Annotated in this window: 23 protein-coding genes; 10 read left to right on the forward strand and 13 right to left on the reverse strand. The window is 66.2% G+C overall.

The features are described from left to right. Positions 1-11 precede the first annotated feature (11 nt). Positions 12-1,163 (forward strand): acyl-CoA dehydrogenase family protein, encoded by a 1,152-nt coding sequence (locus K3M35_RS21945; RefSeq protein WP_006551018.1) that lies wholly within the window; start codon positions 12-14, stop codon positions 1,161-1,163. 30 nt (positions 1,164-1,193) lie between these two features. Here K3M35_RS21945 and K3M35_RS21950 read toward each other — a convergent pair whose 3' ends face one another. The 5 genes from K3M35_RS21950 to K3M35_RS21970 form a co-directional block, all read right to left on the reverse strand. Continuing rightward, positions 1,194-2,033 carry an alpha/beta fold hydrolase gene (locus K3M35_RS21950; RefSeq protein WP_033098434.1) on the reverse strand — a complete coding sequence of 280 codons (840 nt, stop codon included), beginning with the start codon at positions 2,031-2,033 and terminating at the stop codon, positions 1,194-1,196. Positions 2,034-2,108: 75 nt separating this feature from the next. After that, a complete protein-coding gene (locus tag K3M35_RS21955; RefSeq protein ID WP_084222359.1) occupies positions 2,109-2,708 on the reverse strand; it encodes a bifunctional 2-polyprenyl-6-hydroxyphenol methylase/3-demethylubiquinol 3-O-methyltransferase UbiG in 600 nt (199 codons plus the stop codon). Positions 2,709-3,183: 475 nt separating this feature from the next. Beyond that, a complete protein-coding gene (locus tag K3M35_RS21960) occupies positions 3,184-3,723 on the reverse strand; it encodes an acyl-CoA thioesterase (RefSeq protein ID WP_019290767.1) in 540 nt (179 codons plus the stop codon). Positions 3,724-3,756: 33 nt separating this feature from the next. After that, positions 3,757-4,236: a MarR family winged helix-turn-helix transcriptional regulator gene (locus tag K3M35_RS21965; protein ID WP_039586507.1), complete on the reverse strand. Its 480-nt coding sequence runs from the start codon at positions 4,234-4,236 to the stop codon at positions 3,757-3,759. A 43-nt stretch (positions 4,237-4,279) separates the two neighbouring features. Next, on the reverse strand, positions 4,280-5,242 hold the full coding sequence (locus tag K3M35_RS21970) for a DNA-3-methyladenine glycosylase 2 family protein (protein ID WP_220666971.1): 963 nt from the start codon (positions 5,240-5,242) through the stop codon (positions 4,280-4,282). Between the two features lie 97 nt (positions 5,243-5,339). On the opposite strand from K3M35_RS21970, the gene K3M35_RS21975 reads away from it, so the two are divergent. Further along, positions 5,340-5,858, forward strand: a complete 519-nt coding sequence (locus K3M35_RS21975) for a ribonuclease H (RefSeq protein WP_033098456.1) — start codon at positions 5,340-5,342, stop codon at positions 5,856-5,858. 12 nt (positions 5,859-5,870) lie between these two features. Here K3M35_RS21975 and K3M35_RS21980 read toward each other — a convergent pair whose 3' ends face one another. From K3M35_RS21980 to K3M35_RS21990, 3 genes are read right to left on the reverse strand one after another with little or no spacing between them, the layout of a single operon-like run. Continuing rightward, positions 5,871-6,629 carry an ABC transporter ATP-binding protein gene (locus tag K3M35_RS21980; RefSeq protein ID WP_033098433.1) on the reverse strand — a complete coding sequence of 253 codons (759 nt, stop codon included), beginning with the start codon at positions 6,627-6,629 and terminating at the stop codon, positions 5,871-5,873. Beyond that, positions 6,626-7,636, reverse strand: a complete 1,011-nt coding sequence (locus K3M35_RS21985) for an iron chelate uptake ABC transporter family permease subunit (protein WP_230811174.1) — start codon at positions 7,634-7,636, stop codon at positions 6,626-6,628. Before K3M35_RS21985 ends, K3M35_RS21980 begins: the two co-directional genes overlap by 4 nt. Continuing rightward, positions 7,623-8,228 (reverse strand): iron chelate uptake ABC transporter family permease subunit, encoded by a 606-nt coding sequence (locus tag K3M35_RS21990; protein WP_308257102.1) that lies wholly within the window; start codon positions 8,226-8,228, stop codon positions 7,623-7,625. Before K3M35_RS21990 ends, K3M35_RS21985 begins: the two co-directional genes overlap by 14 nt. On the opposite strand from K3M35_RS21990, the gene K3M35_RS21995 reads away from it, so the two are divergent. Together K3M35_RS21995 and K3M35_RS22000 are read left to right on the forward strand one after the other, a co-directional pair. Further along, a complete protein-coding gene (locus tag K3M35_RS21995; RefSeq protein ID WP_220666988.1) occupies positions 8,218-8,436 on the forward strand; it encodes a hypothetical protein in 219 nt (72 codons plus the stop codon). The two genes, K3M35_RS21990 and K3M35_RS21995, sit on opposite strands and share 11 nt — an antisense overlap. Positions 8,437-8,563: 127 nt before the next feature. Beyond that, entirely contained in the window at positions 8,564-9,442 is an 879-nt protein-coding gene (locus K3M35_RS22000; protein ID WP_006551007.1) for an amidohydrolase family protein, read from the forward strand. 16 nt (positions 9,443-9,458) lie between these two features. Here the strand turns inward: K3M35_RS22000 and K3M35_RS22005 are convergent, their stop codons facing one another. Further along, positions 9,459-11,096 (reverse strand): class I adenylate-forming enzyme family protein, encoded by a 1,638-nt coding sequence (locus K3M35_RS22005; protein WP_174556303.1) that lies wholly within the window; start codon positions 11,094-11,096, stop codon positions 9,459-9,461. Positions 11,097-11,399: 303 nt separating this feature from the next. On the opposite strand from K3M35_RS22005, the gene K3M35_RS22010 reads away from it, so the two are divergent. The 5 genes from K3M35_RS22010 to K3M35_RS22030 all read left to right on the forward strand — a co-directional run bounded on the left by K3M35_RS22010 (position 11,400) and on the right by K3M35_RS22030 (position 16,929). Continuing rightward, positions 11,400-12,794: an ABC transporter substrate-binding protein gene (locus K3M35_RS22010; protein WP_193903964.1), complete on the forward strand. Its 1,395-nt coding sequence runs from the start codon at positions 11,400-11,402 to the stop codon at positions 12,792-12,794. 65 nt (positions 12,795-12,859) lie between these two features. Further along, on the forward strand, positions 12,860-15,130 hold the full coding sequence (locus K3M35_RS22015) for an ABC transporter permease (RefSeq protein ID WP_220666972.1): 2,271 nt from the start codon (positions 12,860-12,862) through the stop codon (positions 15,128-15,130). Beyond that, positions 15,123-15,866, forward strand: a complete 744-nt coding sequence (locus K3M35_RS22020; RefSeq protein ID WP_220666973.1) for an ABC transporter ATP-binding protein — start codon at positions 15,123-15,125, stop codon at positions 15,864-15,866. The genes K3M35_RS22015 and K3M35_RS22020 overlap by 8 nt, the downstream gene beginning before the upstream one ends. Continuing rightward, a complete protein-coding gene (locus K3M35_RS22025) occupies positions 15,863-16,567 on the forward strand; it encodes an ABC transporter ATP-binding protein (RefSeq protein ID WP_006551002.1) in 705 nt (234 codons plus the stop codon). The genes K3M35_RS22020 and K3M35_RS22025 overlap by 4 nt, the downstream gene beginning before the upstream one ends. Continuing rightward, positions 16,564-16,929, forward strand: a complete 366-nt coding sequence (locus K3M35_RS22030; protein WP_220666974.1) for a hypothetical protein — start codon at positions 16,564-16,566, stop codon at positions 16,927-16,929. Before K3M35_RS22025 ends, K3M35_RS22030 begins: the two co-directional genes overlap by 4 nt. Positions 16,930-17,000: 71 nt before the next feature. Here K3M35_RS22030 and K3M35_RS22035 read toward each other — a convergent pair whose 3' ends face one another. Further along, on the reverse strand, positions 17,001-18,314 hold the full coding sequence (locus tag K3M35_RS22035) for a bifunctional o-acetylhomoserine/o-acetylserine sulfhydrylase (RefSeq protein WP_006551000.1): 1,314 nt from the start codon (positions 18,312-18,314) through the stop codon (positions 17,001-17,003). A gap of 377 nt (positions 18,315-18,691) precedes the next feature. On the opposite strand from K3M35_RS22035, the gene K3M35_RS22040 reads away from it, so the two are divergent. Then, positions 18,692-19,531 (forward strand): IclR family transcriptional regulator, encoded by an 840-nt coding sequence (locus K3M35_RS22040; protein WP_006550999.1) that lies wholly within the window; start codon positions 18,692-18,694, stop codon positions 19,529-19,531. Between the two features lie 106 nt (positions 19,532-19,637). Here the strand turns inward: K3M35_RS22040 and K3M35_RS22045 are convergent, their stop codons facing one another. The 3 genes from K3M35_RS22045 to K3M35_RS22055 form a co-directional block, all read right to left on the reverse strand. Then, positions 19,638-20,570 (reverse strand): diiron oxygenase, encoded by a 933-nt coding sequence (locus K3M35_RS22045; protein WP_006550998.1) that lies wholly within the window; start codon positions 20,568-20,570, stop codon positions 19,638-19,640. 150 nt (positions 20,571-20,720) lie between these two features. Then, positions 20,721-21,116, reverse strand: coding sequence for an MFS transporter (locus tag K3M35_RS22050; RefSeq protein ID WP_259444347.1), 396 nt, complete (start codon positions 21,114-21,116; stop codon positions 20,721-20,723). Next, positions 21,113-22,210 carry an adenylate/guanylate cyclase domain-containing protein gene (locus K3M35_RS22055; protein ID WP_006550996.1) on the reverse strand — a complete coding sequence of 366 codons (1,098 nt, stop codon included), beginning with the start codon at positions 22,208-22,210 and terminating at the stop codon, positions 21,113-21,115. The genes K3M35_RS22050 and K3M35_RS22055 overlap by 4 nt, the downstream gene beginning before the upstream one ends. Between the last annotated feature and the right edge of the window lie 123 nt (positions 22,211-22,333).

Genomic DNA, 22,333 nt, shown 5'->3' on the forward strand with positions numbered 1-22,333 from the left:
ATCCGAACCCGATGCCGAAGAAGCACGTCGCCTCCTGGTACGACGACGAGGTCTCTGCCGTCTACGATCTCGCGCGCGAGTTCTTCGATCGCGAGGTCATGGGCAAGGCCGAGAAGTGGGATTCGCAGCGTCGTATCGATCGTGAGGTGTGGCTCGAGGCCGGCAAACTCGGTCTGCTGTGCTGCTCGATCCCCGAGGAATACGGGGGTGGCGGCGGTACCTTCGCGCACGACCTCGCGGTGTTCGACGCGCAGGGCTACTCCGGCGATCTCGCGTTCGGCAACTCCGTGCACAGCGGCATCGTCGCGCACTACATCCTCGAATACGGCAACGAGGAGCAGAAGAAGACGTGGCTGCCGGGCATGGCCACCGGCGAGATCCTCGGTGCCATCGGCATGACCGAACCCGGCGCGGGTTCGGACCTCAAAGCGATCAAGACCACCGCGGTGCGCGACGGCGACCACTACGTCGTCAACGGCTCGAAGACCTTCATCACCAACGGTTCTTCGGCCGACGTCATCGTCCTCGCCGTCAAAACCGACCCGAAGGCAGGTGCCAAGGGTGTGTCGCTGCTCATCGTGGATCTCCGTGACGCCCCGGGCTTCTCGGTGGGCCGTGTGCTCGACAAGGTCGGCCAGCACGCCGCCGACACCTCCGAGCTGTCGTTCGTCGACGTGCGCGTGCCCGTGACGAACCTGCTCGGCGAATCCGAAGGTCTCGGCTTCGGTCAGCTCATGGCACAGCTCGTGCAGGAACGTCTGATCATCGGCGCGCAGGCCGCCGGTGCGATGGACCGGGCCGTCGAGGAGACCGTCCGCTACACCAAGGCGCGACAGGCGTTCGGGCACAGCCTGTTCGAGTTCCAGAACACGGCCTTCGAACTCGCCGAGTGTCAAACCATCGCCCGCACCTGCCGCATCTTCCTCGACCACTGCATCGAGCAGCACCTGAAGGGCCAACTCGATCCGTCCGATGCCGCGATGGTCAAGTACTGGCTGACCGACAAGCAGTGCGAGGTCATCGACCGGTGCGTGCAGTTGCACGGCGGCTACGGCTACATGCGCGAATACCTCATCGCGCGGATGTACGAGGACGCGCGCGTCCAGCGGATCTACGCCGGCGCGAACGAGGTCATGAAGCAGATCATCGCGCGGGCGCTGTAACCGCCGAGTCGTATCCGGATGCGGGACGTCTCAGCGGGCTGTGGCGGTCAAGAACTCTTCGATCGCCGCCGTGAGCTTCTCGGGCTGGTCTTCGGCCAGCAGGGTGTAGCTGTCGTCGATTTCGACCAGCCGCGCGTCGGGGAAGGCCTCGGCGAGGCGTCGCCCGTGATCGCGCGGCATCATGCGGTCCTCGGTGGCCCACACGACCAGCACCGGCCCGGAGAATTGCGCCGCTTTCGCAGCGATCTCGAGCAGCTGTTGCTTGGGCGGGGCCGAGAGTGCGTACTTGGCCAGATCACGCCGGATGTTCCGGTCGACGGTGGCCGGGCGGAACCAGGCGTCCATGACGGGTCCGGGCACCGGACGTTTGCTCATCCATCCCCAGGTGCCGGGGCCACGCCGGCCGAACTTCGTGCCGAGCACCGCCATGAGCAGGCGTACCCCACCCGGAAGCTTGACCAGCGGCAGGAGTCGTTTCACCGGGCCGGGAGGGTAGTTGTCGAATGCCTCGCACGCGGCGAGCACGAGTCGCGAGACCCGTTCGGGATTCGACACGGCGAAGAAGGCCTGGGCGCCGCCCCAATCGTTCTGGATCAGCGTGACGTCACGCAGGTCGAGAGCGTCGAGGAACTCCCCGATGAGATGGCCCATGCCGACGAGGGTGAGGTCTGCCTCCGGGCGCATCGGTATGCGGTGCGAGCCGAGAGGCCAGGTCGGCGCGATGCAGCGGTAGGTGCCGCGGAGTTGTTCCACGACGTTTCGCCACGCGGTTCCGTCCATCAGTAGACCGTGGATGAACACGAGAACCGGTCCGTCGCCACCGGTGTCCTCGTACTCGATCGTTCCTGCCGAAAGCTCGATGTCGAACACGCGATCCCCCTTCGCGTCGAGTCGTCGAGATACTTCCACAGTTCGACGCCGATCACCGGGATTTCACTGATTCCCTCAGAGGGGCTTGGTCCAGTCCAGCGTGTAGCGGTAGTAGAAGCGTCGATGGATACGGCTTCCGGGCAGCACCATCGCGGCCGCGCGACGGATATCGGCGAGTGACTCGCGGGGTTGTTCGGTCGTCATGCCGGGGTAGCCGGATTCGCGGTGGATGGTGCTCGCTACGCGAACGGGAAGAACAAGGGCCCCGGCGACGAGCCGATCGATCACGGTCTTGTTGGCAGACAGCCCCACGATGCACAGGCTCCCTTCCGGGGCCAGAAGTTCTCGCATGCGTTCGAGCGCGATGATCAGCGGCATGTGATGGAGGGTGGCGACGCACGTGATCAGGTCGAAGCGCCGATCATCGAGTTCCGACGAGGTGAGGACATCTCCCTCGACGACGTGCGCGTCGGGGGTGTCGGCAAGGCGTGCGCGCGCTCGGGCGACAGCCGAGTGATCCGAATCGATGCCGGTGACCGATGCAGCTGCCGTGGCGAGTTTCCGAAGGAGAAGTCCGTCGCCGCAGCCGATATCGAGGACGCTGCTGTCACGGTGCGGAACCGCTGCGAGCAACTCCGAGTGGAAGACCGTGTTGTGATTCCAATACTCGGTCACGATGCTCCTTTCTCGTCGTCGGGAACGTGTCAGGGTGCATGAGGTCGGGTCCGCGGAATCGCCGACGGTATCGAGCGTGAACTCGACGCATCGGGCTGGGGCACCTGCCACATCGTCGGGAACTCCCTCCGTGGACAGGTCGGGTTCGAACTCGAACGCCATGGCCGTGCACGTTCGCCGGCTGCTGTCAGTCCGAGTCGCGGTCGGAAACGTTTGTCATGGAGGGAGTTCCGTATCGGCTTGTCGTTCATTGCGCAGTTTCCGTTGGCGGCAGCGGCGCGGGTGCTCGGTGAGCGGGCCTGGGCACGGCTCCAACGACCGATCCTCCGGAACGCGAGCCGGCGACTCGACGCCGTACCACCCGAGGATGCTGCGAATGTCGTCCGCGCAGTGTCCCACTGCCCGATCTACCTCACGAGGCTGCTCGCCGGCCTTCGCGACGGGCCGTTGACGGACCTTCACCGGGTGAAGGCACCTACCACGGCCGGCTCGTGGTGAGATACTTCGCCATCTCCTGACTCTGCGCGCGGTGCATGCGGCGGTGCTCCGCCCGCTCGTCACCGGACTCGTTCAGCTTGCGTTCCTCGTCGGATTCGGGTAGCACCGGTGGGACCTGCATGGTTCGACCGCCGTCGTCGACGGCGACGAAGGTGAGGAAGGCGGTGGCGGCGATGCGCCGCTCCCCGCTGCGCAGATCTTCGGCGGTGACCTTGACGAAGACCTCCATCGAGCTACGTCCGGTCCACGTCACGAACGACTCGAGGCACACCGAATCGGACGGACGGACGGGTTCGAGGAAGGCCACGGAATCGGTCGACGCCGTCACAACCGAGGCACGACTGTGACGGGTCGCCGAGATCGACGCGGTCATGTCGATGTCGCTCATCAGCTTCCCGCCGAACAACGTGTTGTGGTCGTTGACGTCGTTGGGAAACACCCTGCTGGTCTTGACGACTCGCGATTCTCGGCAAGGTTTGGCCTGCACGCCGATGGTCCTTTCGTAGATCGTGCTCACGGCTGGATCTCCGCCGGATGCACCTCTACAAGCCTACGACTGCTGCGCGGAAATCGGCGCAGGCCTGGTGTGATACTCGACAATTCTGGTCAGCATGGCGGTGAGCTGTGCGCGTTCGGCCGCGTCGAGGGGAGCGAACGCCTCGTCCTGCGCCGAGGTGAGCATCCGGTCGAGATCGAACAGTCGCCGGCGCCCGCGCTGGGGGAGGGTGATGATGTTGCGTCGCCGATCGGTCGGGTCGGGTGCTCGTTCGACGAAACGCCGGTCGACGAGTGCGTCGACGGCGGCGGCGACGTCGCTGCGATCGAGTCCGCAGCGACGGGCGAGGTCGATCTGACTGGACGGACCGTGTACCTCGAGGGCGGCCAGGATCCGGTAGTGGTGACCTCGGGCATCGGCGGAATCGAGGCGGTCGAACACGACGCGATGCACGTGTCGCGCCGCCAGGGTCATCAGATAGCTCGGGAGGTGTCCGAGCCGATCGGGGCCGGCCGCGTCGTGGGTGGCGGACATGTGACCGAGTCTACGATTACGGGCCCTGTGGATCGAGACCCCGTCACCGCCGACGGTGGTCGGTGATGGGGGTGCGAGGGCCGCGTTTCGGAACCTGCGCGTACCCACCGGACTCCACGATCAGTCGAACCGCCCGATAGCGTTGCGGGCGCAGGGGTTCGAGGTATTCGATCATGCCGGGATCGTCGAGGGGCGTACCGAGCAGCGCCCATCCGACGACCTTCGCGAGGTGATAGTCGCCGACGGAAAGCGCATCGGTGTCGCCGAACGCGCGCTGGGCGACCTCCGCGGCCGTCCACACGCCCACCCCCGGCACGACCCGCAACTTCCGTCGGGCGTCGGCGGCCGGTTCATGCACGAGGCGCTCGAGGGAGTCGGCGACCTGCGCGCACCGCACCACAGTGCGTGCGCGGCCGGGGTCGACGTTCGCCCGATGGAACTCCCAGGACGGCACGGTCCGCCAGGTCGCCGCGGAGGGCGGCACGCGCATGCCCTCCGGGGCCGGACCGGGCGCCGGATCGCCGAACCACGTGACGAGACGACGCCAGGACGCGAACGCCGCCACCCCGTGCACCCGCTGTTCCAGGATGGCCGGCACCAGGGATTCGAGCACCCGGCCCGTGCGGGTGATGCGCAGGGCAGGCATGCGTCGGTGCGCCTCGACGAGCAGGGGATGCTCGGGTACGAAGCCGGACGGGTCGTCGTCGGCGCCGAGCAGCGCCGGAAGCCGATCGACCAACTCGGATGCGCCCGGACCCCACGCCAGACACCGCGCGCCGTGCGGACCGTCCTGGGTGAGTCGGTACGTCACGGCACCGGTGTTCATCCGGGAGGTACGCCAGACGGCGCCGGCGACGACGCGATGACACGGATCCCACGGCCCGCGCTGCAGCGGGCGCAGGGTGCGCACCACGTCGACCGGCCACGGCACGCGCACGCGGGTGTCGAGGGGTGCTTCGTCCGCCACGCTCGCGATGCGACGGCCTCGCTCGTCGGACACGGTCACCGTCCTACCGTACTCTGTGCGCTGGAGCCGACTTTCGCGACTCTGTGCGCTCGAGCCGACTTTCGTGGTGTCGGAGGGTGCGGCTATGGTCGGGCGCATGATCATCGTGAGCACCGACGGATCCTGCCTTCGCAATCCCGGTGGCGCCATCGGGTGGGCGTGGGTCAATCACGAGGGGCCCAGCGCGTCGGGCGGTGAGCGTTCGGGCACGAATCAGATCGCCGAGCTCCGGGCGGTGCTCGAGGCACTGCGCGCGCATCCCGGCGCCGAGCCGATGATCATCGAATCCGATTCGCAGTACGCGATCAAGTGCGCCTCCGAATGGCTGCCCGGATGGAAGCGCAAGGGTTGGAAGACGGCCACCGGCGCGCCGGTGAAGAACCTCGAACTCGTGCGCGCCATCGACCGCGAGCTCACCGACCGCACCGGTCCGGTGCGGTTCCGCTGGGTGCGCGGCCACGTCGGCAACCACTTCAACGAGATGGCCGACACGCTCGCCGGCCAGGCCGCCCGCGAGATCGCGGCGCAGCCCGGACCGATCGAGGTGCCGAGCACGCCCGTGGTCGCGCACAAGCCGCCGAAGTGCGCCGACGACGCCGAATTGACCTTGTTCTGAGCGAAGTTCCGCTCAGCGCGCGTAGACCGCGGTGGGTTGCCCGTTGATCGCGTGGACGGTCACGGGGGTATCGAACACGTCGGTGAGGATCTCGTCCCGCATGATCTCGTCGGACGTGCCGCTGGTGACGATCAGGCCGTCGCGCAACGCGATGATGTGATCGGAGTACGCGGCGGCGATGTTCACGTCGTGGATGACGAGCACGATCGTCTTGCCCAGTTCGTCCGCTGCCCGCCGCAGCTGACGCATCATCAGCACGGCGTGCTTCATGTCGAGGTTGTTGAGCGGCTCGTCGAGCAGCACGTACTTGGTGTCCTGTGCCAGCACCATCGCCACGAAGGTGCGCTGCCGCTGACCGCCGGAGAGCTGGTCGAGGAAGCGGTCTGCGAGGTCGGTGAGGTTGAGGAATTCCATCGCCTCGTCGACGTGCCGCACGTCTTCCGCGGTGAGTCTGCCCTGGCAGTGCGGGAATCGACCGAAGCCGACCAGTTCGCGGACCGTCAGGCGCGCGGTGATGTGGTTCTCCTGCCGCAGGATCGACAGATGCTTGGCCAGCTCCCGGGTCTTCGTGGAATGCACGTCGAGTCCGCCCACGGTGACGGTGCCGCTGGTGGGTTGCAGCAGTCGGCCGATGATCGTCATGAGCGTCGACTTGCCGGCACCGTTCGGTCCGATCAGGGAGGTGATGCCGCCCTCGCGGATCGTGCCGGAGACGGGTCCGAGGACCCGCTTGTCCTGGTACGACATCGAGACGTCGTGGAACTCGATCACAGCGTTCCCTTTCTCAGGAGCATGAACAGGAACAGGATGCCGCCGACGAACTCGATGATCACCGTCAGGAACCCGCCCGCGTAGAAGACGTGCTGCATGAAGAACTGGCCGAAGGCGAGGGTGATCACGCCGAGCAGGAACGCCATGGGCATGACGTACTGGTGCTTGTACGAACCGGCGATCTGGTAGGCGAGGGTGGCGACGAGGAAGCCGAAGAAGGTCATGGGCCCGGCCAATGCGGTCGCGAACGCCACGAGCAGCGCGATGAGGACGAGCATCAGCGTCAACTCGCGCTTGTAGGCGACACCGATGTTGGTTGCGGTGTCGCGGCCGAGCAGCAGCGCATCGAGACGGTGGCGACGGCGCCACAGGATCACCCCCACGACGATGCAGATGCCGAACGCGAGGGGCAGATAGTCGCCGGGTACGGACGACAGGCGACCCATCAGCTCGACCGAGAGCATGTCGTACTCGGTGGGGGAGAGCACCCGCTGGATGAACGTCGAGAGACTGTCGAACGCCATTCCGAGTACGACGCCGACGAGCAGCATCAGGAACAGGCTGCCGAAACGGCCGGAGAACAACCAGCGATAGAGCAGCGTCGCCAGTGCCACCATGAGCCCGGTCTGGAGGACGAGCTTCGGGATGCCTTCGGAGGTCGCGATCGCGGTGGCTCCGAAGAAGAAGACCGTCAGCGTCTGCATCAGCGTGTACAGGGAATCGAACCCGATGATGGACGGCGTGAGGATGCGGTTGTCGGTGACCGTGTGGAACACGACGGTCCCCATGCCGTGCGCGAACGCCGCGACCACCATGGCTCCCAGGACGGTGAGCCGGCGAGGGAAGGTGAAGTCGAACGAGCCGCGGATGAACAGGAACAGATAGCAGGCGACCGCTACGGCGGCGATCGCGGCGACGATGGCCAGGCGCACTCCCGGCGACAGGCGACGGCGCTCACCCTTGCCGGACGGGACGGCCCGGGCGCGTACGGAATCAAGCACTGACATGACGACGCTGCCTCAGAACGAGAGTGATGAAGACGACGGCGCCGACGACGCCGAGGACGACGGACGCGGGAATCTCCATGGGGGCGACGATCGTGCGGCCGACGAGATCGCACGCGAGAAGTAGTCCGGCGCCGATGACGGCGACCCAGGGCAGGTTCTTGTGCATGTCGTCGCCGAGCATCATCGACACGAGATTCGGGACGATCAGGCCGAGGAACGGGATGAAGCCCACCACCACGGTAGTGACGCCGGTGGCGATCGCGACGAGCATGACGCCGAGGAAGACGACCTGCTCGTACTTCAGCCCCACGTTGGTGGCGAGGTCTCTACCGAGACCGGCGATGGTGAACCGGTCGGCGAGGAGATAGGCGAGGACGGCGACGGCGAGCACCGCCCACAGCGGTTCGTAGAAGCCGCGAACCACGCTGCTGAAGCCACCCGAACGCCACGCCGACATCGACTGCAGCAGGTCGAAGTTGCCGGCGAGGAAAGTGGTGATCGAGCCGACCACGGCACCGAGCATGATGCCGACGAGCGGCACGATGATCGACGACTTCAGCGCGATCCGGCGCAGGACGACGATGAACACCATCGTTCCCGCGAACGGTCTCGATGGTGACGGTCGCGCCGTTCTCGGCGTCGGCGCTGTCGATACCGCTGTCACCGCAGGCGGTCAGGACGAGCGCCCCGGCGAGGGCCGGTGCGAGGAGCAGGCGCTTGAGATTCAGTTTCACGGGGTGACGTCCGAGGAAGGGTCGGACGGCGTGCTGACATGCGCCAAGACGCTCGCGGATCGGTAATTCAAGTTTCACATAGTATTGGTAAGGCAAACCTTTGTCCTGCTGGGGGTATGTGACAACGATCTCCCGGAGCGAATATCAACTACTCACGTCACCCCTGCTGAGGGTCGCCGGATAGGGTCGCGGCATGAACGAAGTCGAGTCGGTCGCACGCTTTCGGAGCACCCACGGTCTCGATCACCTGATCGACGTCCACACGCACTTCATGCCCCGCCAGGTCATGGACAAGGTCTGGGCGTACTTCGACTCCGCAGGCCCGCTCGTCGGACGGCCCTGGCCGATCACCTACCGGCACGACGAGGAGGAACGCGTCGCGCGTCTCCGCGACTTCGGGGTACGCCGGTTCACCGCCATGCTGTACCCGCACAAGCCGGAGATGGCGGCGTGGCTCAACTCGTGGGCGGCCGACTTCGCGGCCCGGACCCCCGACTGTCTCCACACCGCCACCTTCTACCCGGAGGCCGAGGCGAAGGAGTACGTCGCGTCGGCGATCGAGGCGGGCGCGCGCGTGTTCAAATCCCACATCCAGGTCGGCGATTACTCGCCGCTCGATCCGCTCCTCGACGACGTGTGGGGCCTGCTCGAGGACTCGGGCGTGCCCATCGTCGTGCACTGCGGGTCGGGCCCGGCGCCCGGCACGTACACCGGTCCGGCTCCGATGCAGGAACTCATGCGCCGGTACCCGCAGCTGACGGTGATCGTCGCGCACATGGGTCTGCCCGAGTACCGCGAGTTCCTCGACCTCGCGGAACAGTACGAGCGGGTGTATCTCGACACGACGATGGCGTTCACCGATTTCGTCGAGGAGGACACACCCTTCCCGAGGGATCAGCTGCCGCGTCTCGACGCGCTGCGTCGGAAGATCCTGCTCGGCACGGATTTTCCGAACATTCCGTACGACTATCTGCACCAGCTCGAGGTGCTCGAGCGCGTCGCGCCCGACAGCGAGTGGATCCGCGCGGTGTGCCGCGACAACGCCACGTCGCTGTTCGGGCTCGGCGAGTGATCGACGGGTTCGCCGGTCAGACGGTGATCGAGCGTCGGACGATCTTGCCGGTCGCGTTGCGGGGGAGCAGATCCTGCGTGATCCGCCAGACGGTAGGGACCTTGTAGTAGGCCAGTCGCTCGGCGCAGAAGGCTCGCAACTCGTCCTCGGTGATCGTGCTGCCGGGTCGCAGCACGACGACGGCGGCGATCTCCTGTCCCAGATCCTCGTGGTCCACGCCGATCACGGCGCTCTCGACGACGCCGGGGTGCTCGTCGAGGCACTGTTCGATCTCCGTGGGATAGACGTTCTCGCCGCCGCGCAGGATGAGATCGGACCGTCGGCCCGTGAGCCGCAGACGTCCGTTCTCGATCGCGCCGTAGTCGCCGGTACGCAACCATCCCTCCGGGGTGATGGCCGCGTCCGTTGCGGCCGGATCCTCCCAGTAGCCGAGCATTACGTAGGGACTGCGGACGCAGATCTCACCCTCGGTGCCGTCGGGCACCCGTTCGCCGAACGGATCGCGGATCTCCATGCTCACCGTGATGATGGGGGAGCCGAGGGTTCCGGGGAAGGCCTCGATTTCCGGGGCCGTCGCCATGGCGATCGCGGTGCTGCACTCGGTCAGCCCATAGCTGTCCACCAGAGCCTGTCGCGCGAAGGGGAACTTCGCCTGCAGGCGTTGCTTGAACTCGGGGGAGGACGGAGCAGAAGCCAGCGCGAACGCAGTGAGCGAGCCGAGGTCGTACTTGTCGGTGTTCTCGTGCTCGAGCATGCGCGAAGCCATCGTCGGCACCGCACCCCAGTTGGTCACCCTCTCGCGCTCGATGAGCGTGAAGACCTTGTCGACGTCGAACCCGCCTTCCGTCATGACAGCGGCGCTTCCCGTTGCGAGTCGCGGCACCGCAAGGTTGTGCAGGCTCGCGATGTGGAACAACGGTGAGGTCAGGAGATACCGGTTGTCGTTGGGCACCGAGTCGTCATAGGGGCGCTGCTGCATCGCGGCAACCAGCGCGTCGGAGTATCGGTGATAGTCGACGACGGCGAGCACGTTGCGGTGGGAGTGCAGTGCCCCCTTGGGACGCCCACTGGTACCGCTCGTGAACAGGATGACCGCGGGATCGTCCTCCTCCACGTCCGCCGACGGCAGTTCGGCGCCGGACGCCGCGGCCACGATCCGGGGCACGTCCTGCTCGGTGGTGAGCAGATCGAACCCGGAGACCCCCGCTCTCCCCAGCAACGCGGCGCGTTTGGCGTCGGCGACGATCACCTTGGGCCGCACCAGGTTCACGCCGTACGCGATCTCGGGCGGCGTCCACCAGGAGTTCAGGCCCACTGCAATTGCACCCAGGCACTGAGCGGCCCAGAAGGTGATGATCCATTCGGGAGAGTTGGCCGCGAGAAGCGCGACGCGGTCGCCCTTCTTCACGCCGTGCTCGTCGCGCAGGACGGTCGCCAGGGCGGCGACGGCGTCGGCGTGCGCGCTGAACGAGAGGCGGCGATCGGCCGTCACGAGGTAGTCGCGGTCGCCCCATTGCCGGGACGCGGCGACGAGGTCGCCGATGCGGCGGTCGCGGTTGCGCATGACCTGCATCCGGTTGCCGCGCACGTCCTCTTCGACGATTTCGAATCGGCCACCGGGGCCGGTGAGCTGGGAAACGACCATCTGCAACATCTGCTGCAGATCTGCTTGTGCTGTCAAGGATTCGCCTTTCTCGGTCCCGCACGGTTTCGTCGCGCAGCAGGGCGTACACAGGGGATCGGAGAACTGTTTCGGGTGACGTAGTGCATAGAACCCTAGGCGCTGTGTTCACTGTCACAGATTTGTCCCGGTGAGTGAGAGTGGCCCAGGTCTCACTCTGTGGGGTGGCTACCTTCGCGACACCCGGCCTACCGTCCGGCGCCCCGGAATTGCGCTTCAGCCCAGACCGAGACCAAGGAGTCCATCGTCGTGAAACTCAGCGCTGCCTCGAAATCGATGGCGGGTCTGTTCGCCGTCGTAGTGGCGACGTCCGCTTGTGCGTCGGACCGCGGCGCCGACCCGTCGGCGGGCGCCCTCGCTCCGGCGGCAGCCGCCGCAGCGGCGGCCCCCACGGCCGAGGAATCGTTCGGAACCCTCGCGTCTCCGTGCGGGCCGGGGGATGCGGCAGGAAGCACCGACCAGGGAGTGTCGGATACCGAGATCCGCATCGGATACGGCGACGACCGGGGCTACTCGAAAAGTCCCGGACTCAACAAGGAGATCGGTGACGCCGTCTCCGCGATGATCGACTGGTGCAATGCCCAGGGTGGCATCAACGGTCGCACGATCGTCGGTACCCACTACGACGCTGCGATGACGCAGGCCAACGCCGTGATGCAGAACGCGTGTGCGAGCGAGTTCATGATGGTCGGTCACGGCTTCGCCATGGACCAGACGTCCGAGCAGACTCGGGTCGCGTGCAATCTCGCCGCTGTCCCCGCCTTCACCGTGTCCCCCGACGCGGCCAACGGCCCGATGACCTACCAGGGCGTCCCGTTCCCGGTCGACTACGCGAACGGCTCACAGTGGTTCCAGATCGCCGAGATGTACCCGGACCTGGTCGGCGAGTTCGACGTCATCGACAGCACGATGCCCACGATCATCTCGGCGAGCACCAAGATCCGGTCCATCGCCGAGGCCGCCGGCTTCACGCTGAAGAACTGCGGTGTCACGCTCAACTACGAGGGCGAGTCGAGTTACGCGCCCTTCGCCGAGAAGTTCAAGCAGTGCGGCGTCAAGGGCCTGTGGACGTCCCGTTCTCCGGTGCCGGCCGAGTTCAACTTCGTGAAGGCACTCGACCAGGCCGGCATCGACCCGATCCTGCTCGGTGAGGCCACCTGGTACGGCAACGCCGCCCAGGCGTGGAACGGGGAGAGCGGTCTGCTCGACAACCTCCACGCCGGCATGACCTTCCAGATGATCGAGAACGCTGATGCCGTACCGGCCGTGAAGAAGTACGTCGAGCTGGTCACCGAGCAGGACGGCAAGACCGCGCTGCTCGGCATGCAGGCCACCTCTTCGTTCCTGTTGTGGGCGACCGCTGCGGACGCCTGCGGATCGGACCTGTCTCGTCAGTGCGTCATCGACGAACTGTCCCGAATCGACGAGTGGGACGGAGGCGGGCTGCACGCCGTCACCGATCCCGGGAACAACATGCCGGCAACCTGCGGGCTCGTCGTGAGGCTCACCGGCGCCGAATACACCCAGGCGTTCCCCACGGAGGCCGGCACCTTCAAGTGCGACGACCGCTACCGCGTCGCAACCGATCCGAGCACGTGGGGCACCGAACTCGGACCCGACCGCGTCGCGACGAAATACCTGAACCCGAACATCATCAGACCGACCGTCTGATCCGAGCGCCCGGTGCCGGCGAGGCCTGACACGCACTCGCCGGCACCCCGACCAGAGGTACTCGTATGGACACCTTTCTGACCTTCACGATCGTGGGGTTGGTGCTCGGATCGGTTTACGCGATCGCTGCATCGGGCCTCGTTCTCACCTACAACACGTCCGGCATCTTCAACTTCGCGCACGGCGCACAGGCGATGCTCGGTGCGTTCGCCTACTGGCAACTGCGCTACGGCTGGGGGCTGCCCACACCCGTCGCGTTGCTTCTCGTCCTCGGCGTCCTCGGCCCGATGACGGGCCTGTTGCTCTACGTCGTGATCATGCGCGGCATGCGTGACACCGCCGAGGTCACCAAAATCGTCGTCACCGTGTCGATCCTGCTCGGCATGGTCTCGGTGTCGCACTGGTTCTGGCATCCGGAGACCGCACGCACCATGACGATGTTCTTCGGCGACCAGGCAAGGATCGACCTCTTCGGCGTCACCATTCGCTACCACGAATTGATCTGTCTCGCCGCCGCGGTGCTCATCGCCGTGGGACTGCGAATCATGTTCGTGCGCACCCGCGTCGGAGTGGCGATGCGAGGTGTGGTCGATGATCCCGATCTGCTGCGCCTGAACGGGCACGACCCCGACCGGCTCGCCGCGCTGTCCTGGATGATGGGTTCGACCCTCGCGGTGCTGGCAGGTGTCCTCGTGACACCGATCAACGGTGGCACCCTCGAAGCGAACATGCTGACCCTGCTCGTCATCGACGCGTTCGCGGCGGCGATGTTCGGCCGGCTGCGCAGCATTCCGCGCACCTTCGCCGGTGCGCTGTTCCTCGGCCTGGCAGCCACATACGTGCTCGCCTACTTCCCGACCGCGTGGACGTGGACGTCGAATCTGCGGGTGTCCCTGCCGATGATCGCGCTGTTCGTGGTTCTCGTCGTACTGCCGCAGGATCGGTTGCGCGGTGCCGTCACCCGTACCCGGGAGCGCTACCACGTGCCGTCGGTGCGCAAGGCGATCGCCTGGGCGGTCGCGCTCGTCGTCATCGTCTATGCCATCCGCCTGCTCATGGTGACGTCGGCGGTCACGACCCTCACGATCGGCATGGCCTTCGCGATCATCGCGTTGTCGCTGACCCTGCTGACCGGATACGCGGGCGAGATGAACCTCGCGCCGGTATCTTTCGGTGCCATCGCGACGATCGTGGCGTTCCACTTCGGTATCTCCGGGAGCGGACTGGCTGCCCACCTGAACCTGTGGGGCGTGGCGCTCGGCGTCGCCGTCACGGCCGTGATCGGCGGGCTCATTGCGCTTCCGGCCCTGCGGTTGCGCGGCCTCTATCTCGCCCTGGCCACGATGGCGTTCGGTGTGTTCCTGTCGAACATGGTGCTGCGCGACACCACCCAGCACGAGCTGTTCGGCATCAGGTTCTCGCTGTTCACCGACGGCAACATCGCGATCCCGCCGTTGAAGGTCGGCCCACTCGACCTGCGGAACGAGACGGCCTTCCTCATGACGGTGACGGTGATCTTCGCCGTTCTCGGCGTGGGCTTCATCGCCCTGCGCAACAGCGGCTACGGCCGCCGGCTCGCAGCGATGAAGGACAGCCCCGCCGCGGCGGCGATGCTCGGCCAGAGCCTGGTGCGTCTGAAGCTCGGAGTCTTCACCCTGTCGGCGGGCATCGCCGGACTGGGCGGGCTGTTCATGTCGAGTGCGATGGGCTCGGTGTCGAACGAAAGCTTCTCGATCATGGTGAGCTTGTCGCTGCTGATGCTCACCGTCGTGGCCGGTATCGGTTACGTCTCCGGTGCGCTGTTCGGTGGTCTGATGTCGGGTATCGGCTTCGCCGTCATCATGGTTTCGTTCTCCGATCTCGCTGCGGGACAGCCGGAACTGGCCGGAATGTGGACCTTCCTCGGTCACGTCGCCGCAGTGAGCCCCGCGCTCATCGGTATCGGCGTCGCGGCCAACCCGAGCGGCAGCGTCCACCAGATGGTGGAGGGCTACCGTCACCTGAAGAACGCGGAGCCCGTGCTGGTCGGGGGTGCCGCGGTGGTGCTCGTGTCCTACCTGCTCGCGCTCGTCGGCGCGCTCGACAACTGGTGGTTCGCGTCGATCACCATCGCGACGGTGTTCATGCTTCCGGTCGTGGGACAGTGGCTGATGCCCGAAGCTGTGCTCGGCGCAGAGGAAGCGCAACGTCGCGCGCCGCTGGTTCCCGAACGGATCGGAATCGACGAGCCCTACAACGAGCAGGCACGGGACGAGATCGACCGTGAACTCGGCATCGACGAACTTCTGGCCGCACGTGCCACCGGGTCGGAGAAGGAACTGATTCCTCATGGCTGAGACACCCATTCTGGAAACACGCGGAATCACAGTCCGATTCGGCGGACACGTCGCGGTCAAGGACGTGAGCCTCGGAATCGAACCGGGAACGGTGACGGGCCTGATCGGACCCAACGGGGCCGGGAAGACGACCCTGTTCAACACGATCACCGGCCTGCAACGGCCGACGGTAGGCAAGGTCTTCCTCGATGGTCGTGACATCACGTCGCTACCGCCCTACAAGCGGGCCCGCATGGGTATGGCCCGCACGTTCCAGCGTCTCGAGTTGTTCGTGTCGCTGTCCGTGCGCGACAACCTCCGAGTGGCCGGGGAAATCCACAATGCCAACGGACGCAACAAGATCGATCTGGACGAGGAAGTCGACCGGCTCCTCGAGCTGACCGGCCTGGCCGATATCGCGAGCACCGACGTCTCGGACGTACCCACCGGCCGCGCCCGCGTCGTGGAGGTCGCCCGCGCGTTGATGACCTCGCCGCGGGTGCTGCTGCTCGACGAACCCGCCTCCGGGCAGACGGAACAGGAAACGGAGGCGTTCGCCGCCCTGCTCCGCGATCTGGCCGATTCGGGTCTCGCGATCTGCCTCGTCGAGCACGACATTCCGCTCGTGATGAAGATCTGCTCCCGGATTCACGTGCTCGACTACGGCGCGGTGCTGGCCAGTGGCGTCCCGGACGAGATCAAGAACGATCCGGCAGTGATCAACGCCTACATCGGCACCGAGGAGGAAGCGGTATGAGCGTCGAACCGTTGCTCGAACTGTCGGGTGTCCGGGCCGGATACGGTGCGATCGAGGTGCTGCACAGCGTGGATCTCATACTCGAACCGGGCGCGGTGGTCGCCCTGCTCGGGCCCAACGGCGGAGGTAAGACGACGACCCTGCGCGTGTGCTCGGGTATCCATCCGGTCTCGTCGGGTGAGTTCCGGCTGGCCGGCCGTGTCGTCAACGGTGTGTCCGCAGCGGAATTCGCACGTCTGGGGGTGTGCTCGATTCCCGAGGGACGCGGCATCTTCCCCAACCTCACCGTCCGCGAGAACCTGTGGATCGGAACCGGCACCGGTGTTCCTCTCGCAGACCTCGAAGAGGTGGCGTACACGCGATTCCCCGTTCTCGGTGAGCGCCGATCACAGCTGGCCGGTTCGATGTCCGGCGGCGAACAGCAGATGCTTGCGCTGTCGCGGGCGCTCGGTACCCATCCCACGGTGCTGTTGCTCGACGAACTGTCGATGGGTCTGGCACCGCGCATCGTCTCCCGGATCTACGACATCGTCGGCGAACTCGCCGCCGAGGGGGTGTCGATTCTCGTAGCCGAACAGTTCGCGCGAGCGGTGCTCCCGATCGCCACCAGTGCCGCGCTGATGTTGCAGGGCCGGGTGGTGCGCACGGGCGATCCGGCAGAGATCGAAGAAGAACTTTCCACCACCTATCTAGGAGGATGACCATGACCGCACTCGCCGACGAGCGACGTGAACAGTTCAAGAAGGACGTTGCAGCGCTGGGTCTCGACGCTCCCTGTCCGGATTCGGGAGGAAAGGCCCGCATCGTCGGCCTGGCCCTGATGGTGATCGGCGCCATCGCGATCTTCGTCGTCTACATTGCGTCGCTGACCCTCTCCGATACCCGTGACCTGCTGTCCTACCAGTTGCTCGCTCTCGGCTTCGTGGCTGTCACTCTGATCGGTGTGGCGGTCCATCTCGCCGCCGCGGTCACTCGTGTCCTGCGTCTGTGGCTGGTCAGGCAGTTGCTCGAGAGCAGCACGCAGGCCGAGCGGATCGCGCAGGCGCTCGCACGCAACGACTGAGCGCACATACGCCGAACGCGGCGACGGCCCACCCCGAGGGATGGGCCGTCGCCGTTGTCGATGTGCCGGAATCAGCTGCCGGCAGCCTCGAGACCGGTGGTGATGTCGGCAAGGATGTCGTCGATGTTCTCGATGCCCACGGCGAGTCGCACGAGACCCGGGGTGACACCCGCGGCGATCTGCTCCTCGCCGGTGAGCTGCGAGTGGGTGGTCGACGCGGGGTGGATGACCAGCGAACGGACGTCGCCGATGTTCGCGACGTGGCTGTGCAGGGTCAGCGCGTTGACGAAGCGCTTGCCGGCGTCGATGCCGCCGGAGAGCTCGAACACCACGATCGCACCGGCGCCGCGCGGGGTGAGCTGCTGGGCGCGGTCGTACCACGGCGAGGACTTCAGGCCGGCGTAGGCGACGGAGGTGACCTCCGGGCGTCCCTCGAGGAACTCGGCGACCTTCTGTGCGTTCTCCACGTGCCGCTCGATGCGCAGACTCAGCGTCTCGATGCCCTGCGAGATGAGGAAGGCGTTGAACGGGGAGACCGCCGCGCCCATGTCGCGCAGCAGTTGCACGCGCGCCTTGAGTGCGTAGGCCGGAGCGCCGAGGTCGGCGAAGACGACACCGTGGTAGCTCGGGTCGGGGGTCGTGAAACCGACGTGGCGGCCCTGCGTCCAGTCGAACGTGCCGCCGTCGACGATGACACCGGCGATGGCCGTGCCGTGGCCGCCGAGGTACTTGGTGGCCGAGTGCACGACGATGTCGGCACCGTGCTCGAGCGGGCGGAGCAGGTAGGGGGTGGCGACCGTGTTGTCGACGATCAGCGGTAGCCCGTTCTCGTGGGCGACACCCGAGATGCCGGGCAGGTCGAGGATGTGGTTCTTCGGGTTGGCGATCGTCTCGCCGAAGAACGCGCGGGTGTTGTCGCGGACGGCCTCGCGCCACTGGTCGAGGTTGTCGGGATCCTGGACGAAGGTGACCTCGATGCCGAGCTTGGGCAGCGTGTAGTGGAACAGGTTGTACGTGCCGCCGTAGAGATACGGGCTCGACACGATGTGATCGCCGGCCTGCGCCAGGTTGAGGATCGCGAAGGTCTCGGCGGCCTGTCCGGACGCGAGGAGGAGGGCGGCGACGCCACCTTCGAGGGCAGCGATGCGCTGCTCGACCGCGTCCTGCGTCGGGTTCATGATGCGGGTGTAGATGTTGCCCGGTTCGGCGAGACCGAACAGCGCCGCGGCGTGATCGGTGTTGTCGAAGGTGTAGCTGGTGGTCTGGTAGATGGGCAGGGCCCGGGCCTTCGTGTCGCCGCCGGCGGGCTGTCCCACGTGGATCTGCTTGGTCTCGAAGCTCCAGTTCGCGCTGGGATCGGTTGCTTCAGGGGTGGTGTCGCTCATGGCTCTGCTCCGGATTCGGGATGTGTTCTGATCGTCGACATGCTGACCTTCGGGCCCCGCACACGACATCACCGTACGGCGGTGTGGAGGGGGCAGGAACGGGTGCGGCGGTCAGCGGGCCAGGCACCCGCGGATACACGAGAGTTGGGCACGACGGTGCGGCGACCGGCTCGCGCGCTCGTACGTCTTGCTCACGGTCCCGACAATAACCTGTCCGCACGATTCCGACCAGACTCGTAGGAATTCGCTCTCGCCAGGAAACTGACTCCGGAGTACCTACAGTCTGTGTGTACCCCTTCCGGTGTGACCTCTGTTACTGCTAACGTTCTGGAACAGATTCCAGTTTCATGAGGCGCGCAGGGTCGTGGCCAGGACTTATGGAGGTGCAGTTGACCGCCGTCGACTCCGCGCTCGAGCCCGTCGGAACCTCGTCGAAACGAGAACTTCCACCATCGATGGTCGATCGGATGACCCTCATCCTGGAGGCCTTCGACAGCCGCGGCGCACTCACTCTCGAAGAGGTCACCTGTCGCTCCGGGTTGCCCCGTTCGACGGTGCACCGCATCCTCGATCACCTCGTGCGTCGCGACTGGATCGAGCACGCATCCTTCGGCTACTGCCTCGGCCCGCGTGCCCTCGGTCTCGGTGGCAGCGACACGGGCCACCGCCGCATCCGGGAGGCCGCTGCGCCGCATCTCCACGACCTGGCGATGCAGACCGGCGCCGTCGTCCACTTGACGGTCCTCGAGGGCAACGAGGTGCTCTACCTCGACAAGGTTGGTGGACAGTTCGCGTCGAGCGTGCCGTCACGGGTGGGCGGTCGGTTCCCCGCCTACGCCACCGCGGCCGGCAAGTCCATCCTCGCGTGGCTCGAGCCCGAACGCATCGACGCGCTGTACGGCAAGACTCTCGTGCCGTGCACCGAGCGCACCATCCGCGATCACGTCGCACTGCACCAGGAGCTCAACCGCATTCGCAAGCGTCGTGGCGTCGCGTTCGAACGTGAGGAAGCTGCGCGGGGCATCGGATGCGTGGGCGTCGCGCTCCGCGGCGTCGACGGCCCGGTCGCCGCCCTGTCGCTGGCAGCGGACGCGCGTTCGACTCGCCTGGAGTGGGTGGCGCCGATCGTCGCCGATACCGCTCGAAAGATCACGCGCACGCTGTTCCCGGAGCAGGAGCGCGACGACAGCCTGCGGGCCACCGAGAAGGTGGGCTGACGCCTTTCGGTTTTCGCCACGAAGGACTGTGCGCAGTTCTCGTCGGAAATCCCTCGAGGAGATCGACGAGAACTGCGCACAGTTCGTTGTATGGCCGTAGGCCGTGTCAGAGCAGGTGGACCTTCTTGTAGAGGATCTTCGACGGTCCGCCGATGAGGCCGACGTTGTCGAGGAAGGTCATCAGCTTCGCGCCGGACTTGCGCACGCGATCGTGATAGTGCTTGTTGCCCTTCGCCTCTTGCAGAGCGCGCTCGCGATCGAGGCCCGCATTGGCGTAAACGTCGGGGTGGATCATGCTCTTGACGACGAAGAACACCACGAGCGCGGTGTTGAACCGCTCGAACGCGAGTCGCGTGCGGCTCGCACCGGCGAGTCGGCGTGCGACCTCCTCGCGGGCGAAGCGGATGTGGCGCGCTTCCTCGAGGACGTGGATCTTCGACACCGCGCGGGTGACGGGCTGCACCCGCTCGTCGCGCATGAAGTCGCGCTGCATCATGTCGAGGATCTCCTCGGCAGCCATGACCGATGCATAGGCGTTGGCGCCCTTGAAGAAATGGCCCCACAGGCGACCGAGCTGGTGGATGTAGCGGGCCGGACCGTAGCCCGGCATGTTCAGCCGTTCGCCGGCGCGCGCGAACATCACCGAGTGGCGGCACTCGTCGGCGACCTCGGTGAGGGCGAACTGGACGTGACGCGAATGCTTGTCGCGGTCGTAGACGTCGCGCAGGAGCATCTGCATGAGCAGGATCTCGAACCACAGGCCGACGCTCGAAACGCTCGCGGCCTCATGCTTGGTCAGCTCGATGCGCTGTTCGTCGGTGAGCTCGTCCCACAGTGCGGTGCCGTAGAGCGTGCTCCATTCGGGGGTCATTCCGAACTTGTCGTCGGGGACGGGGGCTTCCCAGTCCACCTCGACGACCGGGTCGTACGACTTACGTGCGGACGAGGCGAGCAGTCGTCCGGCGGTTTCTTCGCGATCGGACAGTGCGACGCCGGGGATGAAGCCCTTGCTGGTCTCGCGGGTGAGCGATGCGGTCATGCCTCCACCTTTTTAGTGTGACGACTAGTAACTGTTATCCAGGTTAGCGTGATCACGCGCACAGCACAATGCCCGCGACCTGCGTCGCGGGCATCGAGAAAGAAAAGAGAGGGGAGGGTTACGAGCGCCGGGGTGGCCAGAAGGCGGAGATCAACGCTCCGACCAGCAAGATCGCGGCGACTGCCCACGATGCCTGCTGCAAGCCGTCGAGGAAGGCGTTCTGTGCGAGTTCGGCGAGTTGCTCGCCTGCGGACCCGCATGCTCGGCGACCTGTATCGCGGCGGCGAGCGAATCCTGCACGGCGGCCCGGGCCGCCTCGGGGATCATCGGCGCCACCGGATCGATGCCGTGCCCGTAGGCTGCGGCCAGGACGCTGCCCGTGATCGCAACACCGATCGCCGCACCGATCTCGCGGGTCGCGTCGTCGACCGCCGCATGGGGGCGGTACTTCGTGGTCTCCTCGAGGGCGAAGGAGGTCGGAAGAAGTATCAGTGGGTATGAGGGAGTATCGGGCTTCTCGTCGACTGTTGTCAGCCTGCCGGTCACAGACCCATGTCCTCGTCGTGCAGACCCTCCACGCCCACCGCCGCCTTCTTCTCCTCGCGCGGACGACGCAGGACGTACAGCCGCGAATGCTGGAAGTCCCGCAGCCGCAGCGTGCGCACCGTCTGGAAGCGGAACTCCTCGCAGTCGGAGAGGGCGTCGGCGAGGTTCTCGTCGACGAGGATCGTGCCCGGCCGCGCCGCGCCGGTGAGACGGGCCGCGATGTTGACGACCGAACCGAACAGGTCGCCGAAGCGCGGCAACGCCTGGCCCCACGCCAGTCCGATCCGCAGGTCCGGATAGTCCTTCTGGGACCTGAACGAATCCTGCAGTTCGAGGGCGATCCGTGCGGCGTCGACCGGACGTTCGGCCGCGAACATCACCTCGTCGCCGACGGTTTTGATCACCCAGCCGTTGTGCCGGGCGATGACGTCGGAGACCTCCGATTCGAAGTAGTCGAGCAGCTCGCTCAGCGCGGCCGCATCGATCTGCCGGGTCAACCGTGTGTAGCCGACCATGTCGGCGAAACCGACGACCAACTCGTGGAGCTCCCCGGAATCCTGCGGGCGCGCGGCGGCCCGGGCGGTCGTGGCCACCAGGTGCCGACGCCACATGTGGCTCTGGAGGCTCAGCGTGAGCTCGGTCGTGCGATCGACGATGTGGTCGATCAGCGCGCGGATCTCCTCTTCCTGCGGGGGAGTCTCCGTTTTCGCGTAGGCGGAGGCCAACTGGGTGAAGACGTGGGTGTTGAGCAGATTCAGTTGCCACTCGGTCAGCCGCGACATCGACTGTCCGATCGACCGGGCCGCGGGCACCTCGAGGCTTTCGTCGATCGCGCCGCTCGCGATGATGGCCGCCGTCGCACGCAGGGCCTCGACGTCGCCGTCGGTGAACATCACGACGTCGGGATCGGGATCGACGGTCAGACCGAGTGCCTGCCACAGCCGGCGCACCCGCGCAGGTGCGAGCCCGCACAACTCGGCCACCTCGTTCAGGGTGTAACGAAGAGGACCACCGAGCAGCGCGTTCTCCAGCTGTGACTGGATCACGGACAGCACGTCGGTTCCTGAGGCAGGTGCCGGATCGGACGGGGTCACTCCTCCATCCTTACCGTGCCCCGGGCCCATGCGCGCGGCAGGTCGTATCGAACAGGTGTACAGGCGTGTCGTACGGATGTGCGACAGTGACCGACATCGAAGCCCTGCCGACCCTTCGGCGAA

The organism is Rhodococcus sp. DMU2021, assembly GCF_019641445.1.
Taxonomy (GTDB): Bacteria; Actinomycetota; Actinomycetes; order Mycobacteriales; family Mycobacteriaceae; genus Rhodococcus; species Rhodococcus pyridinivorans.

Excerpts from the sequence above, each read along its gene's own strand:
- K3M35_RS21975 (WP_033098456.1), top strand. The coding sequence starts at position 5,340 with ATGATCATCGTGAGCACCGACGGATCCTGCCTTCGCAATCCCGGTGGC.
- K3M35_RS22035 (WP_006551000.1), bottom strand. The coding sequence starts at position 18,314 with ATGAGCGACACCACCCCTGAAGCAACCGATCCCAGCGCGAACTGGAGC.
- K3M35_RS22040 (WP_006550999.1), top strand. The coding sequence starts at position 18,692 with ATGGAGGTGCAGTTGACCGCCGTCGACTCCGCGCTCGAGCCCGTCGGA.
- K3M35_RS22000 (WP_006551007.1), top strand. The coding sequence starts at position 8,564 with ATGAACGAAGTCGAGTCGGTCGCACGCTTTCGGAGCACCCACGGTCTC.
- K3M35_RS21995 (WP_220666988.1), top strand. The coding sequence starts at position 8,218 with ATGAACACCATCGTTCCCGCGAACGGTCTCGATGGTGACGGTCGCGCC.
- K3M35_RS22005 (WP_174556303.1), bottom strand. The coding sequence starts at position 11,096 with ATGTTGCAGATGGTCGTTTCCCAGCTCACCGGCCCCGGTGGCCGATTC.
- K3M35_RS22015 (WP_220666972.1), top strand. The coding sequence starts at position 12,860 with ATGGACACCTTTCTGACCTTCACGATCGTGGGGTTGGTGCTCGGATCG.
- K3M35_RS21945 (WP_006551018.1), top strand. The coding sequence starts at position 12 with ATGCCGAAGAAGCACGTCGCCTCCTGGTACGACGACGAGGTCTCTGCC.
- K3M35_RS22025 (WP_006551002.1), top strand. The coding sequence starts at position 15,863 with ATGAGCGTCGAACCGTTGCTCGAACTGTCGGGTGTCCGGGCCGGATAC.
- K3M35_RS21990 (WP_308257102.1), bottom strand. The coding sequence starts at position 8,228 with ATGGTGTTCATCGTCGTCCTGCGCCGGATCGCGCTGAAGTCGTCGATC.
- K3M35_RS22030 (WP_220666974.1), top strand. The coding sequence starts at position 16,564 with ATGACCATGACCGCACTCGCCGACGAGCGACGTGAACAGTTCAAGAAG.
- K3M35_RS22010 (WP_193903964.1), top strand. The coding sequence starts at position 11,400 with ATGGCGGGTCTGTTCGCCGTCGTAGTGGCGACGTCCGCTTGTGCGTCG.
- K3M35_RS22020 (WP_220666973.1), top strand. The coding sequence starts at position 15,123 with ATGGCTGAGACACCCATTCTGGAAACACGCGGAATCACAGTCCGATTC.
- K3M35_RS21965 (WP_039586507.1), bottom strand. The coding sequence starts at position 4,236 with ATGTCCGCCACCCACGACGCGGCCGGCCCCGATCGGCTCGGACACCTC.
- K3M35_RS21985 (WP_230811174.1), bottom strand. The coding sequence starts at position 7,636 with ATGTCAGTGCTTGATTCCGTACGCGCCCGGGCCGTCCCGTCCGGCAAG.
- K3M35_RS22045 (WP_006550998.1), bottom strand. The coding sequence starts at position 20,570 with ATGACCGCATCGCTCACCCGCGAGACCAGCAAGGGCTTCATCCCCGGC.